Consider the following 16555-nt stretch of genomic DNA (forward strand, 5'->3'; position numbering starts at 1 on the left):
ACTCTGTCATTAGTGGCACTGAGCTGACCGCCATTCACAGCGTCGGTTGAGCCTGTGCTGATGTCACCATTTGCGACGTTAGTGATTTTGTCGCCGCCCACATCAAGGCCATTTGCGGTGCTGGTGAGTACGGTGTTCTCTCCTGTAGGGTTGCCAATGGTCGCTTGGTTGACAGTGATGTTATCTGCCAAGTCGTAGTTGATGGTGTTGTCGGCCGTTTTGGTGACGACTAGGTTGCCATCATCATTGGTGAAGTCGACGTTCTCGCCAAGCTTCACTTTGTCTTGAGTGCCGCCTGCTACACTGATGGTGAAGCCTTTGTTGGTTAAACCTGTGATAGCTGTATTAACATCACCAATGTTTGCCGCATTAGTCGTAGTACTGCCCCCACTCGCTACATTAGTAATGGTCTGATTACCATTGTTTAGACCCGTATTCGTCAAACTAACGCTATTGGCAGGGGTTGCTGTATTCGTGATGGTAACGCCAGTATTATTAACCGTAGTAGCGCCTGTCTTGACGCTACCGTTTGGACCAAGATCAACGTTTTGGGCAAGTTTTACCGTTAATGATTTATCAGTATTATTAGCAACTACGCCGATATTGTTATCGGTCAGCGTAGCGGTAGCTGGTGCACCACCTTTTACATTCAAAGTAGTCCCAAGCTTACGAGTGACATTATCACCTCTGTCGCCAGCGAAAGTAAGGGGCGTTTGTACCGCACCGCTTAAGGTCTCTACTGCACCTTTGACTGTATTGAATGGTGTAGTCGTCGTGCTTGATGGGTCGGTTACGATGTTGTATACCGGCGCTGTGTAGGTGCCAGCTAAATTGTAGCTACCACCCAAAGCGGTCGTATTATTAGCAACTTTAGTATTGGTCGTATTAAGCTGGCTGCCATTGACAGCATCGGTTGAGCTCGCATTGATAGCGCCTGCTGCTACATTAGTCAATTTCGTTGGCGTATTAGTAGTACCATTTGCAGCTAAGATAGAGGTTTGCACATTATTATTGGCGACGGTAGTGCCTGTGCCATCTGGATTAGTAGTAAAATTACCATTAGCCTGTTTGTAGACTCTATTGCCATTCGTATCAGTATAGACTACGGGCTGCGCGTCACTTAACGTTCTAGCTACTGAAAATAGCTGACTACCGTTGATGGCATCAGTGCTGGTAGAGGTAATATTACCTGCAGCCACGCTTTTGATCTGACGCTCGCGCCCCGCAGAACCTACCGATACTTGATCACCCGCTAATATGCCTGTGGAGCCTGCAAAATTACCATAGTTGTAGCCGTTGACCGTCGCATTGGTGACATTATTAGCGTTTTGGAGGGTACTAGAACCTGCACCAATCGCGACTGAACCATCTTTAGTTGCTTGAGCAGAAACCCCAAAGGCTGCTGATGCGACACCGTCTGCCTTAGTTTGTGTACCAAAAGCGGTAGACAATGCACCTTTAGATACCGCTTGCACCCCGACAGCAACAGAAGCGGCGCCACTAGACGCCGTATTTGGATAACGGGTAGTATTATTAGTGGGATCAACTAGATCTCGACCTGAAATATCTTTAAAAATAGTATTAACACTACCACTGTTTAAATCGTCACTTGCTATTGTTCCATTCACGTTAGTTTTTGAAGCTGAGTCTAAATCATCACCCCCAATAGCTATAGATGAGTTACCTTGCGCTAATGTGTTACCACCGATAGCGATAGACTGATCGCCGCTGGCAGTAGTATCCTTGCCTCCATTACCGCCACCGATAGCAATTGCTTGATTAGCTGTGGCCGTTGCGTTGGTACCAATAGCGACACCATTAGTGCTTGCAGAAGAACCTGAGCCACAATTAAATGAAGTGGTGCTAGCAGTACAAGCTGCACTGGCTTGCATACTAAAGCCTGCCGCGATCATACCAGTACAGAGTGCACTCCAACACAATACCTTCGCCCCTCCTGTTACTACAGTAGCGGATGTACTCGCACCTGAGGTCACTGTTGTACTTGAGGACTTGCCACGACTTTTGGCATATTCAGCGACAGCAGTAAAACAGCCTAATGAGCGGTTCCAAACAACTTTAAAATTGCGATTCATAACGTTTATATCCTACATAGACTAGCTAAAAGAAAGTGGGTATATATAAATAAAATCTATAACTACTGCTCTTAAGAGAAGCAATATATAAATTAGTTTTATAAATACATATTTTTGATATCGTTTTAATTAAAATCTTAAAAACTGTAGAGATTCAGCGGTTGATTAAAAATAATAAGCGACTCATAAAAATCTTATATTATTTAGTATTTCTTTAAATTAATTGTTATATATTAAGTATTATTAAGTAGATGAATAGATTTTAACTGGCTCGTTTTATTTTGGTTACATTATTGCCCAAAACTAAGTTTCAAGTTCTACTATACATAATATAAGGTTACTTAATCCTCTCTTATTTTTAAAATAACCCATAAACGAACAAGAAAGCCTAAGATTGACCCGAAATGCCACATAATGCTTAAAACATCCTGAGCCGTTAACAGTAGCACTGGCAGTATCGTAACTAATGGCTATATTTAATTAAAATACACAGCCCTCACTGTTTTAACGACTATAAATACCGCTATCCCAACACCTTTAATATCAGTTATAAGCACCGCTATGATTGATAAGGTTACTCTGATAGGCTTTTGGGGTGACTGCAAACCAAGTTTTAAAAGCTCTATAAAATTGGCTATGCGACTGATACCCTAATAAATAACCAACGTCAGTAGTGGATAGGTTTTTTTCAGTCAGATACATTTTGGCCAAGCGTCTTCTGGTAACGTCCAATATCTCTTTAAACGAAGTGCCCTCGTCACTAAGCCTTCTTTGTAAGGTACTCACGCTGATATTCATTGAGTCCGCGACGTGGTCGCGAGTTGGCGGGCTTACCCCCATCATCGTATCGATGACTATCTCGCAGCGCTGCTTATAACTAAAAGCTGAGAAGTCAGTAGCTAACATATTAAATAAGGGATTGATAAAGAATCTTCTACCAGGCTCTTCTTCAGACTTTATCAATAACTTGGCAGCATTTTTATAATAGTCTTTGCACTGCAAGTCATAAACCAAGCTTGAACGATTAGCAAATTCGGTAGGTACAGCAAACACTGTTTGGTAATACTCTAATTCATAGGGGCTATTGCGCTGTGCGACATATAGTTTTTTTAGCTGACCTGGACAAAAAGCTTCTATTATTCGGTAGATGATTACCATAATTCCATCGATTTGATGTTTATTCATCAAGTTTGGATTATTAGGCAGCAGATCAAATCGAAGCAAGCCCTTTTCTGGGATAAGCGTAAGCTTGATAGATTCTGTTATTAAAAAGAAAAAACGATAGACCAGTCGACTAATTAATAAAAAAGGTAATTTGTGTCCGGTATTAATAAAGGATCGCACGCAGTCACTAATAGCCTTGTATAAAGGTAACGACTCAATATTGACTAAGGAATGAAGCTTTAAACCCAAATAATTATCTTGTAACAGCTGGCATAAGTAGTCGACTTCTTTCACTATAACAGAGATAGGCACTCTGTCGCCCTGATAATTATCCACTCCTGAAAAACACTCTGATATCTTAAAAATATCTTCTTGACGATCGTTATTCAGTAAGTATAAAACCGCCGCTTCTCTTACAGCAAGCACCATACTTCTATGTGCACTATATTCAGCTTCTATCATGCTTAACTCAACTATGGCTAACGGCTATCTGTCTTTACCCAATACCAAACCCCAAAGCTATTATTATTCTGAGCTTATGGTTGATAAAAAACGCTCAATTCGTCCCTGCTATACCTCAAATCAGGCTATTCACTAAGCATTAACTCATTTAAATCATCGCGAATGATAGTTAACAGTTTTATAAAACTTAGTAATAGGCAAACTAAAAAACCTATTTATAGTTACTTTAATAGTACTAAAAATAAAACTACTCAACAATGCCGCTCATCTTGTTATTAATACCATCTATCTGTTTAATGTTGATATGACTAACGATTTCATAGCTATCTAACCCTATCTTTATATGTTAATAATTGAATATAATAGAACTTCTCTTTTACTTATCTTGATGAAATTAACTAATAGTCTAAAAAGTTTTGTAAGGGTTCAAGGAGACTTTAGTTTTTGATGACTATAGCCGCTATACTTTATCTAAAACCTACAACTGTTTATTATTTTATAAAGCTTGGTTTTGGCTAGCGTTTAAACCTGCGAATACCACTAGCCACTACCCCAAATAACTCAAGCGAGCCTTTGACTTCTATATCAGTATAGTTGTCATTGAATGAGCGCAAAATAATAGTCTCGCCTAGTATCAGTTGCTTAGCGGCAAAGCCTTCATCGACTAGCGCAACGACGATATCCTTATGACTAGCCGTTAGTGAGCGATCGACCACTAAGATGTCGTTGGGGTAAATACCGATATCGATCATGCTATCGCCCTCCACTTCCACTAGATAAGTCGTCGCTGGATGGCGTATAAGCAGGGTATTGAGATCGATGCGGTTCTGCACATAGTCAGTGGCTGGACTAGGGAATCCTGCCTTGACCCTATCGCTATAGAGGGAGAGCAAGACCGGCTCGCCCTCGTCAGTAAGTTTGCCTATTATTTTGACAGTCATAGTCGGGCCTGTGCTAATGGGTTTTGGGTAATTGGGTGATATCAGTAGTGTAGCAAGGCGATAGCATTGCGCGGCTCATCTGCCAGTTTTGTCTCTCTTTGATGCCTTCACTAGCGATAAAGACGGCGGCTTGTTGTTGATTATTTTGCCCAAACTTTTTATTGAGCTCATCCATAACCGAGATAATGGCGGCTGTTTTTTGAGCACTTCGATGCATGCCCTTGCTATCACTATGGGCAGCGGTTTGCCGCTCTTCGTCTGACTCAGCAAATAAGTCTAGTTGTACCTCGTGATGTTGACATAGCCCTAGTAGCATGACGCCAGCTTTGGCATAGTGAACTTCAGCCTTATAGATACTGGCTAGCACTTGCCGAGCAGCCGCTATCATCACCCTAGTATCAGCAGTTAGGCTAATAAAGCAGTATTGACCAGAGATAGCAGTATAAGGCTGCGCTTGACTAAACGAGCTATTCATCGCAAAGAGGCTCAAATAATGACAGACGCTTTGTTGACGTCGCAGTTTGCTCGCCGCTTTTGCCACGTGGCTACAGATGGCTTCGCTTAGCTCATCAGGGCATGTCACGCGTCTGGAGAATGAGCGTGAAGAGATGATTTGTTTTTTGAGCGCGGCTTCTTCTATCTCTAAGCACGATTGGCCGTTGAGCTCTAAGCAAGTGCGCTCCAATACTACGCCAAAATGCTGACGAATTTTGGCAGGCTCGCAGATGGCCAACTGATAAACAGTGTAGATACCTAAATGATTGAGCCGAGCTTTATAACGTCGGCCCACGCCCCACAGCTCCCCTACCTCAGTGATTTGCATCAAGCGCCGGATCCATCTTAGACTCTCAAGCACACAGACGCCTTTGGTCGCCGGGTACTTTTTTGCCGCAAAATTAGCCAGCTTTGCCATCGTCTTAGTACTACCAATGCCGATACTGACTGGAATACCCACGTGACACTCAATTATGGTCTTAAGCTTAGCGCCATAAACGTTGAGGTCTTGCATCGCTAACGGATAATCGGCCAAATACAAAAAAGCCTCGTCAATAGAATAAACCTCGACCGTCGGACACAGGGTCTCTATCGTACTCATAACGCGCTGTGACATATCAGCATATAACGTGTAGTTCGAGCTAAAGACCGTCACTTTGTGCTCAGCGCAGAAGTCTTTGACCTGAAAGTAGGGTACGCCCATCTTGATACCTAATAGCTTGGCCTCGCTCGAGCGCGCCACCACGCAGCCGTCATTGTTGGAGAGTACCACTACGGGTTTATCCTTTAAATCAGGACGAAAAAGCTTCTCACAGTTGGCATAAAAGCTGTTGCAATCGACAAGCGCATACATGGCAGACTCTTTTTTTGAGTGCATAAAGCTAAAGGGGAGTATCTAAAAGTAACTTTACTTATATAAAGGATTGTAGATAGCGCCTGCTAAAAACTTCAAGAGCAAAACTCACTTATACGACAACGGCTGTCGCAAAATAGTCACTTTCTATCATAAAATCTCTTTTAGAGTGTGAATAATTAAGTATACTGATAAAGCGTCAAAAAAATGGACTAAGGATAAGTACCACTCACTGACAAGGATATGAAAATGTTAGGAAAAATGATGTATCAACCGCTACTGATTAGTAGCTTAATCGAACACGCCGCCAGATATCATGGTGATACTGCCGTCTACTCCAAAGAAGTCGATGGCACCATGACCCAAAGCGATTGGGCCACGATCTCAGATAACTCAAAACGTCTAGCGAATGCCCTGCAAAAGCTAGACCTTAAACCCTCAGACCGTATCGCCACGCTCGCCTGGAACAACCGTCGCCATTTAGAAGCTTGGTACGCCATCTCCGGCAGCGGTATGATTTGCCATACTATCAACCCGCGCCTGTTTCCTGAGCAGCTCAGCTATATTATCAACGATGCTGAGGATCGAGTGCTGTTCTTTGATATCACCTTCTTGCCCCTTATCGCCGCTATCAAAGAGCATATCAAAGGCATCAAGCACTTCATCCTATTAGGCGATCGCAACGAAAAGGTATTAGAGCAGCTGCCGGATGCGCTATTCTTTGATGAGCTGCTTGCTGAGCAAGAGCCGCAATTTGATTGGCCAAAGCTTGATGAAACCACCGCCAGCTCGTTATGCTACACCTCAGGAACGACGGGCAACCCTAAAGGTATTCTGTATTCGCATCGCTCCTCAGTGCTACACGCTATCGCGCTATGCATGCCCGATGTCTCCTCCTTATCAGCGCAAGATGTACTACTGCCCGTGGTACCGATGTTCCACGTCAATGCATGGGGCACGCCATACGCCGCAGCGATAGTGGGCTGCTCGTTGATACTGCCAGGACCCAATCTCGATGGCGATAGCCTGGTGTCAGTGATTGATGATTATAAAGTAACCATTGCGCTAGGCGTACCGACCATTTGGCAGGGCTTATTGAACGCCGCCAAAAAGCGCGGTAGCAAACTTGAGAGCATGACGCGTACTATCGTTGGCGGCGCCGCTTGTCCGCCATCAGTGATCAAGACCTTTCGCGAGGACTTTAACTGCGATGCGATACACGGCTGGGGTATGACCGAGACCAGTCCGCTGGGTACGATGAATCAGATCAAAGCGAAGCATAAGTCATTAAGCCGTGAGGAGATCAACGAGCTACGTAAATCACAAGGCCGTCCGCCTTACGGGGTTGAGCTGCGGCTAATGGATACTGAAAACCCAGACCAGCCGGTAGCAGAGGATGGTGAGTCACAAGGACGCTTGCAGATTCGCGGACACTGGGTCATCGATGATTATTTTACTCACAGACCAGACGCTATCACTGACGATGGCTGGTTTGATACGGGCGATATCGCTACCATCGACGCGGATGGCTATATGAATATTCGCGATCGCTCTAAGGACTTGATCAAATCGGGCGGCGAGTGGATATCCTCGGTTGAGCTTGAGAACATAGCAGCCGGTCATCCTGAGGTAAAAATGGCAGCGGCTATCGCGGCCAATCATAAACAGTGGGGTGAGCGTCCGGTATTGATTGTGGTAAAAGAGGACGGCTCGAGCGTAAATGAGGCACAAATTTTAGAGTTTTATCAAGATAAAGTCGCCAGCTGGCAAATCCCTGACAAGGTGGTGTTTGTTGATAATATTGTACTAAACGGCGCTGGCAAGATGATGAAAAACAACTTACGCGATGAGCATGGCGATGTACTGCTAAACTCATAAGTTAACTTCTAGCTCTGACAAAAAAGCCTGCTATTACGCAGGCTCTTTTATTAGTAATAAGATCATTACTCTATCCTAATTTCAACTTAACTCTAACTAATAAAAGTCTAAAAAACAGTAGTTAAAGCCGTAGTATCTTAGCAAGCATTGTCCGAAGTGAGCACAGTCAAACCACAACCCTTCGCACCGCAAAATGCATCAAATAACTCAAAAAACACCTCATGGTCAATCACCTCTTCTGGTGCAAATACCCCCTGCTCTGTTAGATGGCCTTGCTGCAATAGTGGCAGAAACAGCGCTAGAGGAATGCCGGTGATGGTCGCCATGCCGCCTGAGGGATAACGTTTTAAAAAAGCAGCGCTAGTAGTAAACTGCTCTTCTTTGTAACCTGCGGCGTAAGCAAACATGTCTGGAATATCTGTATCTTTACTCTGTTTTTGTTTAGCTTGCCCCTCTGCATTATTCTTGCCACTACTATCCTCTTTTGTCATCAATAGCTGGGCTGCTACCTCGATACTCAGCTGCTTGGCAGCTACCGCATCAGCGATTTGACGTAAGCTCTCTACCTGACTGCCGATACCGAGCATACCGTTGTAGCAGTTTTTTAGCTCTGGAAAACGCCTCACTAAGGTGATGGCTTCAGGATGCCCTAACGACCAAACATCTACTTTAGCCAAACTCGCTAAATCAAGCTGCGTATGTTGCAAAGCTCTGCTCGTAACCATCTTACCATCGTGCAATACTTGAATATCTTCCGCCAAACAGTAGATAAGATGCACAGCAGCAGCATCAACAGGGGCTTTATCAGTTTCATGAGCGTGAGATCGGTTGTCATTAAAACCATCATCAGCGTTGACCGCTCCAGATAGCTTCCAAGCTGAGACGATAGTTTCTACGTCATCTAATGCTGTCGCCGCTTTAACACAGAGCAAATTGGCGATACCGGGACTGGCGCCCAAACCAATAATGGCGGTGACGTTGTTTGCTTTGGCGCGTTCAGATAGTTCGAGCATTTGGGCGGTCGGCTGCCAATCATCACAGATATCACAGTAGTGCTTAGCTTCCTCAATCGCGGCACTCAAAATAGGCACACCAAAACGAAAAAATGGCCCTGCTGTATTAAGCACGACATCGACTTTGCGTATCTCTTCTCGTAGATGCTGAGTGTCATTGACATCTAGATAGCTGGCGCGCGCACGTGAGTCATTTAATGACTCGACAAAACGCGCGGCGAGCTCCTTATCGATGCCAGCTACCACTATCTCACTGACAAAATCAAAAGTTAAAGCGGCGCGCACACAAGCGCGGCCCATACTACCACTACCACCAATAGCTAATACTTTCATAACGCTCTTCCTAACGATCTGTTTCCTTAAGCTCGCGCCAATGCAGCCATAGCCGCGTATCTAGCTCGGCTTGATGGTAGTCAGGCTGCATGTGATTGCAGAGCTGATAAAACGCTTTGCTATGATCTTTTTCTTTAAAATGTGCCAGCTCATGCACTACTATCATCCGTAAAAACTCGAGCGGCGCTTCCTTAAACACGCTCGCTACGGTGATGCTGTTGTGCGATTTAAGCTTACTGCCCTGCACCCGCGACTGATAAGTATGAATGCCTAGCGCTTGGTTCAGTACTTGTAGCTTTGAGTTGTAGCTGACCTGCGATAAAGGATTACTTTTACGCATATAATCGTTTTTAATCTCATTAATATACTGATATAACGCTTTGTCACTTTGGATTTGGTGTGTGTTTGCATACTTATTATGCAGATAATCGCCAAGCTTGCCGGTGCTGATAAGATGAGCGGCTTGGGCTTGAATGGACTCAGGATAATGAGCGAGGTATTTAAGTTTGGTCATTTTTCTATCTTGCATATCTTTTAAAGTGAAGTTGCCTTAGATAAAGCCACATAAGCCTTTTTAAAGTCAGCAGGTGTATTGAAATTCGTTAAATGTTGCCACTGCGGAGCAAAAGCGACTTTTTGGCAAATCGGTTCTATAAAGCGCATCACTCGGCGTTGGCCACTATCGATATAAGCGCGCAGTTCAGGTTCGATAGCTACTTTATACAAGGCTAATAAAGGGTACAGATGATTGTTATCGCTGAGACAAATCACTGATTTTTCATCGTCATTTTGGTTAGTAGAAATGCTCAACTGCTGCCAAAGCTCAGAAGCCTTTATTAAGCTATCGCAGCTGATAACTAGTAGATACTCAGACGATATCGCTGTAGAAACCTTCGACTTATTTAGTAAAGTCAAAGCTTGTAATGCTGACTCAATCGCGACTAAGGCGCCGCCCGTATTATCTCTATTTTGGATGTCCTTTTTATCAGGTGCATGATAATCCGCAATATGAAAGATAGTAGTATTGGCTTTATCGGCTAGTGATTTATCAACCTTAAAGCCACGCTCATTATCAGCGATCATAATCGGTACGCTTAATGCTATAGCCTGCCTGACATGATAATCAAGTAGTGTCTCGCCTGTCGGCAGTCTAAGCAGTGCCTTAGCTGTGCCCATGCGCTTAGAGTTACCACCTGCCAAAATCACAATCCCTGCCAATGTCATAGCTGCTAAAGCCTCGCTGTATCGAACTAACCCTAAACTCAAAAACGCTACTAACTTTATCTAAGACCACGGGAAAGGCTGTACTAGCACCTTATCCCCAGCGGATAAGTCGCTGCTCTCTTGCGCTAATACCACTAAACAGTTGGCTTTACTAAGCTGCTTAATACGGTGCGATTGCTGCTTGGCAAAGCTATTGACCATAAACTTGCCATCCTCATTCTGCGATAAAAAACCACGCTGAAACTCTTTGCGACCGACTGATTTTCTGACATCGTTTTCAAGCGTTGCCTCTACACCTCTAACCATTGGCATATCATTGGTATTGACGCCAGATAAACGCCATAAAGCGGGAATCACCAATTGTAAAGTCCCTACCAAAGTAGACAGTGGATTACCCGGTAGACCAAAAAATAATACTGGCTTGGCAAGACGATTGTCCTTATCGCCTAATAACTCACCAAAGACAAAAGGCTTGCCTGGTTTCATCGCTACTTTATAATGATTAATTTTGCCGAGTTGCTCAATTACGCTGGTCAAAAAGTCATAATCACCGACCGACACGCCAGCAGTAGAGATGAGCACATCACACTCTGTCATAGCCTTAGTGACGCTGGCTACGGTCTGCTCTAAATTATCAGGGATAATACCGTAGTCTTTGATAGTTACTGGCAATCCTGCTAATAAAGTTTTCAGCGTTGGGGTATTGGAGTTATAGATTTGCGCTAGGCTCTGTAGCGGCTGACCGACAGCGACTAGCTCATCGCCAGTGGCTAATACGCCGACGTTTAGAGGCTGATAAACCTCGACTTCTGCGACGCCTAAATTGGCCAGTAAGCTAATATCAGCAGGATTAAGACGTTTGCCTTTTTGCAGTACTACCTCACCGACTGCAATCTCCTCGCCTTGTTTACGGATATTATCATCAGTCTTGGCACTTTGCGTTAGCGTTATGGCATAAGGCTGCGACTTATCAATGGACGCTCGTATCTGAGCAAAGTTAGTATTCTCTTGCATGATAACAGTATCGCCATCATCTGGCACCACCGCGCCGGTAAAGATGCGAATGCCTTGACCAGCGGTCAGTCTTCCTATAAAAGGACTACCTGCCTGCGACTCCCCAACGATCTCGATACGAGTGTCCTGATCAAGAGCGCTACCAGCAGCAATACTATAGCCATCCATTGCCGAGACGTTTTGTCTAGGCACGTTAAAGGGCGAGGCAATATCCTGAGCTAAGATATGGTTTTGGCTCTCAAGTAATTCGATAGTTTGGGTCGCGCGCTGAGCTAAAGGGAAGTCTGTTTGCTTATAATCCTCAATACGCTGAGTGATAGCTTGTTGTAAGTCTTCTAGGGTAATCATAAAATGGGTACTCACTTATAACTGTTGATCGCTGTTTTACCTTGCTTGTAAAACAATTTGATTCTAAAAGTCTAAAATGTAGCTGAACGAGCTTATTTAGTATCAACTATAGCCGGAATAATAAGTCACTCTATTAGCGCGCAAAAACCCCGCCAGCCCCAACCCATAACGCTCAGCCACTCGCACCGCAGTACTGGTAGGCGCAGACATACCAACCAGCCAAGGCAGCTGTATACGAATGGCTTTTTGTACCAGTTCAATCGATAAGCGCGAAGTCATCACCACACAATCAATCTCAGCGGTTTGGCATAATTGCCAACCGATCAGTTTGTCCAAAGCATTATGGCGACCGACATCTTCAAATAGATAAAGCTGCTCATTATATAAAGTCGCTGCCGCATGCACCGCACCTGTTAGCTGATGGGTATGCTGCATGGCATCGACTTTTGCTTTTAGGTTTAGCAGATACTCTAAACTTGGCTTCACGCTTAGCTGAGCTTTTTTGTTATGGGTATAATGACTCAGATTAGGCAAGGCTTGACTCAAGCCTGTGATACCGCACATCCCGCAGCCCGTCCGCCCCGCTAGCTGGCGCTTTTGCGCTTGAATACGCTGATGACAGCGCTGACTGAGCACAAGCTCAACTAGATAAATATCATAGTCTAATAGATGCTCAAAACTGGGATTACCCTCATCTGTCTCAAAGGCATCTTGCCTAAAAGCAGTTATTTTTGTCTCATCAGTTAGCTGAGTCACCTCCCAATCAAGCAGCTCATAACTGTGCTCAATAAGCCCTTCACTGAATAAAAACCCAATCGCTAGATACTCAAGCTGATGCGGGCTTGCCATCAGTACCGCGTAATGTATGCCATTAATAACGATAGCTACCGCAGCCTCTACCGCAAGACTCGCAGGCAGGTTGTCAATAACGATAGGCTTTATTAGAGGATCAGGATGTTTGTGAGAGCTATTGGCAGTAGAATACTGATGCTTTTGGGTAAGGTGACTGCGAGATAATGGTGCTGGATTCACAGATGTCTCAGCGGCTGCGACGGTTCCTGTTTCTAGGTTCTCTAAAGTCATATCAACGCCATCTTTAGCTATCATCAGCCAGTAAACTCACTTTTAGTTTACAGATAAAAACGGTGGGTTATATTTGGCTAACCCACCTACCTCCACTATATGCATCTTCAAAAAACTACGCTGAGGCCAGATTACTCTCACTCACTCGCTCCAGCATAACCGTTGAGGATTTATAAGCCGGAATATGCGAATCTGGCGCTAAAGTATCTAAGTCAAATAGATCATTACACTCAGGATAATAAGTGGCGACAGCGTTAGCAGCGATATCCATCTCGGTCAAGATAAGTGGGCCTAAAGTACGTATCTGCTCATGGCTATCTTGACGGGAGATGGTGACTTTATCGCCTTTATGCCAGCCCAAACGACTGATCTCATCAGGATGCATAAACAGCACATCGCGGCGCTCAGTCTGACGATAGCGATCTTTAAACCCAAAAATCATGGTATTAAATTGATCATGACTACGCACGCTTGTGAGCTGCCAGACTTGCTGCTCTGCGTGATTATTTGTGTCATCGCTTGAGTCATCGCTATCATAGTCACTAGTGGCTCGTAAGTCTTCAGTGGCCTCCGCCATTTGCTTCGCCACAAAGGTAATCGGATACTTTGGCACTTCAAACTGCGCTTTGCCGCTATCGGTATTCCAGACCCGATGACGCGCCGGATGATACAGATGAAAACCGCGATCGGCCGCGCGAACACGCTCATTGAAGTCCTCAAACCCATCGATAGCCTGCGCCACATAATCACGAATGATGTCGAAGTCTTGGCTCATTTTTTGCCAAGGGATATCGCTATCTTCTAACACATGCGTTGCTAAATCAGCGATGATCTGCACCTCTGACTTGATATCCTTACTGATAGGTTTTAGATTGCCTTGCGAGCGTGATATTTGGCACATCGAGTCTTCTGTGGTGGCAAACTGCTCGCCCTTATCAGTGACAATCTTTTCGGTACGGCTAATACAAGGCAAAATAATGTTATTCGCGCCCGGATAAAGCATTGTACCATTGAGCTTGGTACCGACAAACACATTGAGCTTAGTGGTGGTCAAAGCCTGCTGAATTGCGCTCATATCAGGCGCTGCGACTGCGTAGTTACCGCCCATGCTAATAAAAGCTTTAAGCTTACCCTCAATCAGCGCTTTAGCACCGCCAACCACATCAAAACCGTCCTCTTGCGGCATTTTACGTTTAAACACGCGCTCCAAGCTATCAAGCAGCTCTTGCTTAGGACGCTCATGCACGCCCATAGTACGATCGCCTTGTACGTTTGAATGCCCACGCACTGGGGAGGCGCCTGCGCCATCGAGTCCGATCATGCCCATCATCAATAGCAAGTTAGTAATCATCGCTACATTATCGTCGCCCTGTACGTGCTGAGTAATACCCATGCCCCAAGTGCAAATCGTCTTAGGACTGGCGGCTACTTGCTTGGCTAGCGCAATAATCTCCGCTTGCTCAATACCGCAGCCAAGCTCGATATCTGCCCAAGTCTGCTCGTCAATCCACTCTTTAAGCGGCTCGTAGCCTGAGGTGTGCTCAGCGATAAAGCTCTCGCTAATTTTATTATTGTCAATCAGCCATTTGGCTAATCCAGTCAATAGGGCAGCGTCGCCACCGATTTGGATTTGCACCACGTTATCGACCATATCATCGCTTTGACCCGCGGCCATATGGCTAGGTTTTTGCGGGTTTCTAAAAGCGCTTAAACCTTGCTCGCGCATTGGATTGACTGAGATAATCTTGCAGCCTTGTTTATGGGCATGCGCTAACATCTCAAGCATGCGCGGATGATTGGTTGCAGGGTTTTGTCCGAACATAATAATGAGCTTGGCTTGCTCAAAGTCCTCCAGCATTACCGTCGCTTTGCCGACGCCTAACTGCTTGCCAAGCATCACTGAGGTGGGCTCATGACACATATTGGAGCAATCGGGTAGATTGTTGGTGCCGTAGCAGCGCACAAATAGCTGATATAAGAAGGCCGGCTCATTGGTGACGCGCCCTGAGGTATAAAACAGCGCTTCATCAGGCGAGTTAAGCTTATTTAATTGATCAGCAATGATTTGATAAGCGTCATTCCAAGCGATCGGCAGGTATTTATCTTGCTTGGCATCGTAGCGCATCGGCTCTGACAGACGGCCGCTATGCTCAAGCTCATAGCCACTCCAGCCTTGCAGCTCTTTTACCGTGTGGCGAGCAAAAAACTGGGCATCGGCTTTGACTGACATGGTTTCGCTAGCGAGCACCTTGATACCGGTCTCGCAAACATCAAGAGTCTTGTGCGTTTTATGATCCGGCCATGCACAGCCTGGACAATCAAAACCGCCACTTGGCTGATTGCTCTGTAGTACGCTTAAGCTACCGCGCAAAAACGACTTGTAGTCCATCAGTTTACGCGTAGAGGCTACTAGCGCCGGCCAGCCAGCAGCAGGATGAGAATAAATAGGAATTTTTCGCATAGCAACCCTCGCGCACAAATGAGTTAAAAACGGATAGTGGTGACTTTATCTTAGCACTAGTTTTACGCAAGTAAACACGCCTATAATAAAAAGTAGCAAAACTCCTTAAACCAGTACCAACCGAGTCATATTAATCCTTCATAATCCTACACTTAAATATGCATCAATTTTTATGCATTAATCGTTATTTATCCCTTATAAACATACGATAAAAAATCATTATAAAAAGTAACTGTAAATTGTTTGTTAAAAGGATGCTGAGTTTTATTAGCACACCTATTAGGCAAGTCTTAGCGGGCTTGCCTATCTTTATGGCTGATCCTTTTATCCCTTCTATTCTTAACACTCTATAAAGAAATTCGACAAAATCTATTTTATTACCCTAATTTTATTTTTATTACTCTATTCAAGTAAGGATGTACCATGATAGCTATTAAGCGTTCACGCTTAGCAGTAGTAACCGTCAGTCTTAGTGCAGCCTTAGCACTTAGCGCTTGCGGACCAGCCAATGAACAAGCAGCCCCCACTCCTGAAAACGCTGCAGCCGCCTCAGATATACATCATGACCACGATATGAGTGGCAAAGACTTAGCTATGGACGAGGATGTGGCTAACAGTGAGCTGAACACCCCTATGTATCAAGAATACAATGATTCTATGACTAAGATGCACAGTGAGATGATGATCGGCATGGCCTACAATGACCCTGATTCAGCTTTTGCCCAAGGGATGCTAGGTCATCACCTGGGCGCCGTTGATATGGCTAAGATTCAGCTAAAATACGGTAAAGATACAGAGATGCTGCAACTGGCGCAAGAGATCATCGATACGCAAGAAGCCGAGATAGAGCAAATGCAAAAATGGTTGAATAGCCACCCCGATGTCGCAGCGCCTATGGCTATCACTGCGGCTATGCAGCAAGCTTATGCCACTGGCATGAATGCTATGCACGGTGAGATGACGCTTGGTATTACCGACCCTAATCCCGATATGGCCTTTGCGCGCGGTATGTTGCCACATCACCAAGGCGCGGTAGATATGGCTAAAGTACAGCTCGAGTATGGTAAAGATCCGGAGATGCTACAATTGGCTCAAGAGGTTATCGATGCTCAGCAGTCAGAAATTAAGCAAATGCAAAACTGGATCAAAGCACATGGTGGTAAAGTGCCTAGTGCTTGATAGGCCTTAGGATT

12 protein-coding genes are annotated in these 16555 nt (G+C 44.8%); 2 read left to right on the forward strand and 10 right to left on the reverse strand.

Annotated features, from left to right (window positions below; translation table 11 throughout):
- The 4 genes from ACS8E3_RS03665 to ACS8E3_RS03680 form a co-directional block, all read right to left on the reverse strand.
- Window positions 1–2093, reverse strand: a 2093-nt coding sequence (locus ACS8E3_RS03665; RefSeq protein ID WP_439241360.1) for an ESPR-type extended signal peptide-containing protein, incomplete at its 3' end; no start/stop codon positions are given.
- 543 nt (window positions 2094–2636) lie between these two features.
- Window positions 2637–3719, reverse strand: coding sequence for a helix-turn-helix transcriptional regulator (locus ACS8E3_RS03670; protein ID WP_439241362.1), 1083 nt, complete (start codon window positions 3717–3719; stop codon window positions 2637–2639).
- A 515-nt stretch (window positions 3720–4234) separates the two neighbouring features.
- Window positions 4235–4660: a translesion error-prone DNA polymerase V autoproteolytic subunit gene (umuD, locus tag ACS8E3_RS03675; RefSeq protein WP_439241364.1), complete on the reverse strand. Its 426-nt coding sequence runs from the start codon at window positions 4658–4660 to the stop codon at window positions 4235–4237.
- 13 nt (window positions 4661–4673) lie between these two features.
- A complete protein-coding gene (locus ACS8E3_RS03680) occupies window positions 4674–6008 on the reverse strand; it encodes a Y-family DNA polymerase (RefSeq protein ID WP_439241366.1) in 1335 nt (444 codons plus the stop codon).
- Between the two features lie 249 nt (window positions 6009–6257).
- Between ACS8E3_RS03680 and ACS8E3_RS03685 the strand changes: the two genes are divergently transcribed.
- Window positions 6258–7886, forward strand: coding sequence for a long-chain fatty acid--CoA ligase (locus tag ACS8E3_RS03685; protein ID WP_439241368.1), 1629 nt, complete (start codon window positions 6258–6260; stop codon window positions 7884–7886).
- Window positions 7887–8023: 137 nt separating this feature from the next.
- Here ACS8E3_RS03685 and ACS8E3_RS03690 read toward each other — a convergent pair whose 3' ends face one another.
- The 6 genes from ACS8E3_RS03690 to ACS8E3_RS03715 form a co-directional block, all read right to left on the reverse strand.
- Window positions 8024–9232 carry a saccharopine dehydrogenase family protein gene (locus tag ACS8E3_RS03690; RefSeq protein WP_439241370.1) on the reverse strand — a complete coding sequence of 403 codons (1209 nt, stop codon included), beginning with the start codon at window positions 9230–9232 and terminating at the stop codon, window positions 8024–8026.
- 10 nt (window positions 9233–9242) lie between these two features.
- Window positions 9243–9746, reverse strand: coding sequence for a YgjP-like metallopeptidase domain-containing protein (locus ACS8E3_RS03695; RefSeq protein ID WP_439241372.1), 504 nt, complete (start codon window positions 9744–9746; stop codon window positions 9243–9245).
- Window positions 9747–9766: 20 nt separating this feature from the next.
- Complete coding sequence (gene mobA / locus ACS8E3_RS03700) at window positions 9767–10456, reverse strand: molybdenum cofactor guanylyltransferase (protein WP_439241374.1); 690 nt, start codon at window positions 10454–10456, stop codon at window positions 9767–9769.
- A 60-nt stretch (window positions 10457–10516) separates the two neighbouring features.
- The gene (locus ACS8E3_RS03705; RefSeq protein WP_439241376.1) at window positions 10517–11818 is read right to left on the reverse strand and encodes a molybdopterin molybdotransferase MoeA; all 1302 of its coding nucleotides are present in this window, start codon (window positions 11816–11818) and stop codon (window positions 10517–10519) included.
- A gap of 102 nt (window positions 11819–11920) precedes the next feature.
- Complete coding sequence (locus tag ACS8E3_RS03710) at window positions 11921–12901, reverse strand: formate dehydrogenase accessory sulfurtransferase FdhD (protein ID WP_439241378.1); 981 nt, start codon at window positions 12899–12901, stop codon at window positions 11921–11923.
- A gap of 115 nt (window positions 12902–13016) precedes the next feature.
- A complete protein-coding gene (locus tag ACS8E3_RS03715) occupies window positions 13017–15362 on the reverse strand; it encodes an FdhF/YdeP family oxidoreductase (RefSeq protein WP_439241380.1) in 2346 nt (781 codons plus the stop codon).
- Between the two features lie 423 nt (window positions 15363–15785).
- Here ACS8E3_RS03715 and copM point away from each other — a divergent pair, with 423 nt between their 5' ends.
- Window positions 15786–16541, forward strand: coding sequence for a CopM family metallochaperone (copM, locus tag ACS8E3_RS03720; RefSeq protein ID WP_439241382.1), 756 nt, complete (start codon window positions 15786–15788; stop codon window positions 16539–16541).
- The last annotated feature ends 14 nt before the right edge of the window (window positions 16542–16555 follow it).

Origin of the sequence: Psychrobacter sp. 2Y5, assembly GCF_051847375.1 — a bacterium.
Classification (GTDB): Bacteria; Pseudomonadota; Gammaproteobacteria; order Pseudomonadales; family Moraxellaceae; genus Psychrobacter.

Coding starts and splice junctions, on each gene's coding strand:
- ACS8E3_RS03670 (WP_439241362.1), bottom strand. CDS start 3,719: ATGATAGAAGCTGAATATAGTGCACATAGAAGTATGGTGCTTGCTGTA.
- umuD (WP_439241364.1), bottom strand. CDS start 4,660: ATGACTGTCAAAATAATAGGCAAACTTACTGACGAGGGCGAGCCGGTC.
- ACS8E3_RS03680 (WP_439241366.1), bottom strand. CDS start 6,008: ATGTATGCGCTTGTCGATTGCAACAGCTTTTATGCCAACTGTGAGAAG.
- ACS8E3_RS03685 (WP_439241368.1), top strand. CDS start 6,258: ATGTTAGGAAAAATGATGTATCAACCGCTACTGATTAGTAGCTTAATC.
- ACS8E3_RS03690 (WP_439241370.1), bottom strand. CDS start 9,232: ATGAAAGTATTAGCTATTGGTGGTAGTGGTAGTATGGGCCGCGCTTGT.
- ACS8E3_RS03695 (WP_439241372.1), bottom strand. CDS start 9,746: ATGACCAAACTTAAATACCTCGCTCATTATCCTGAGTCCATTCAAGCC.
- mobA (WP_439241374.1), bottom strand. CDS start 10,456: ATGACATTGGCAGGGATTGTGATTTTGGCAGGTGGTAACTCTAAGCGC.
- ACS8E3_RS03705 (WP_439241376.1), bottom strand. CDS start 11,818: ATGATTACCCTAGAAGACTTACAACAAGCTATCACTCAGCGTATTGAG.
- ACS8E3_RS03710 (WP_439241378.1), bottom strand. CDS start 12,901: ATGACTTTAGAGAACCTAGAAACAGGAACCGTCGCAGCCGCTGAGACA.
- ACS8E3_RS03715 (WP_439241380.1), bottom strand. CDS start 15,362: ATGCGAAAAATTCCTATTTATTCTCATCCTGCTGCTGGCTGGCCGGCG.
- copM (WP_439241382.1), top strand. CDS start 15,786: ATGATAGCTATTAAGCGTTCACGCTTAGCAGTAGTAACCGTCAGTCTT.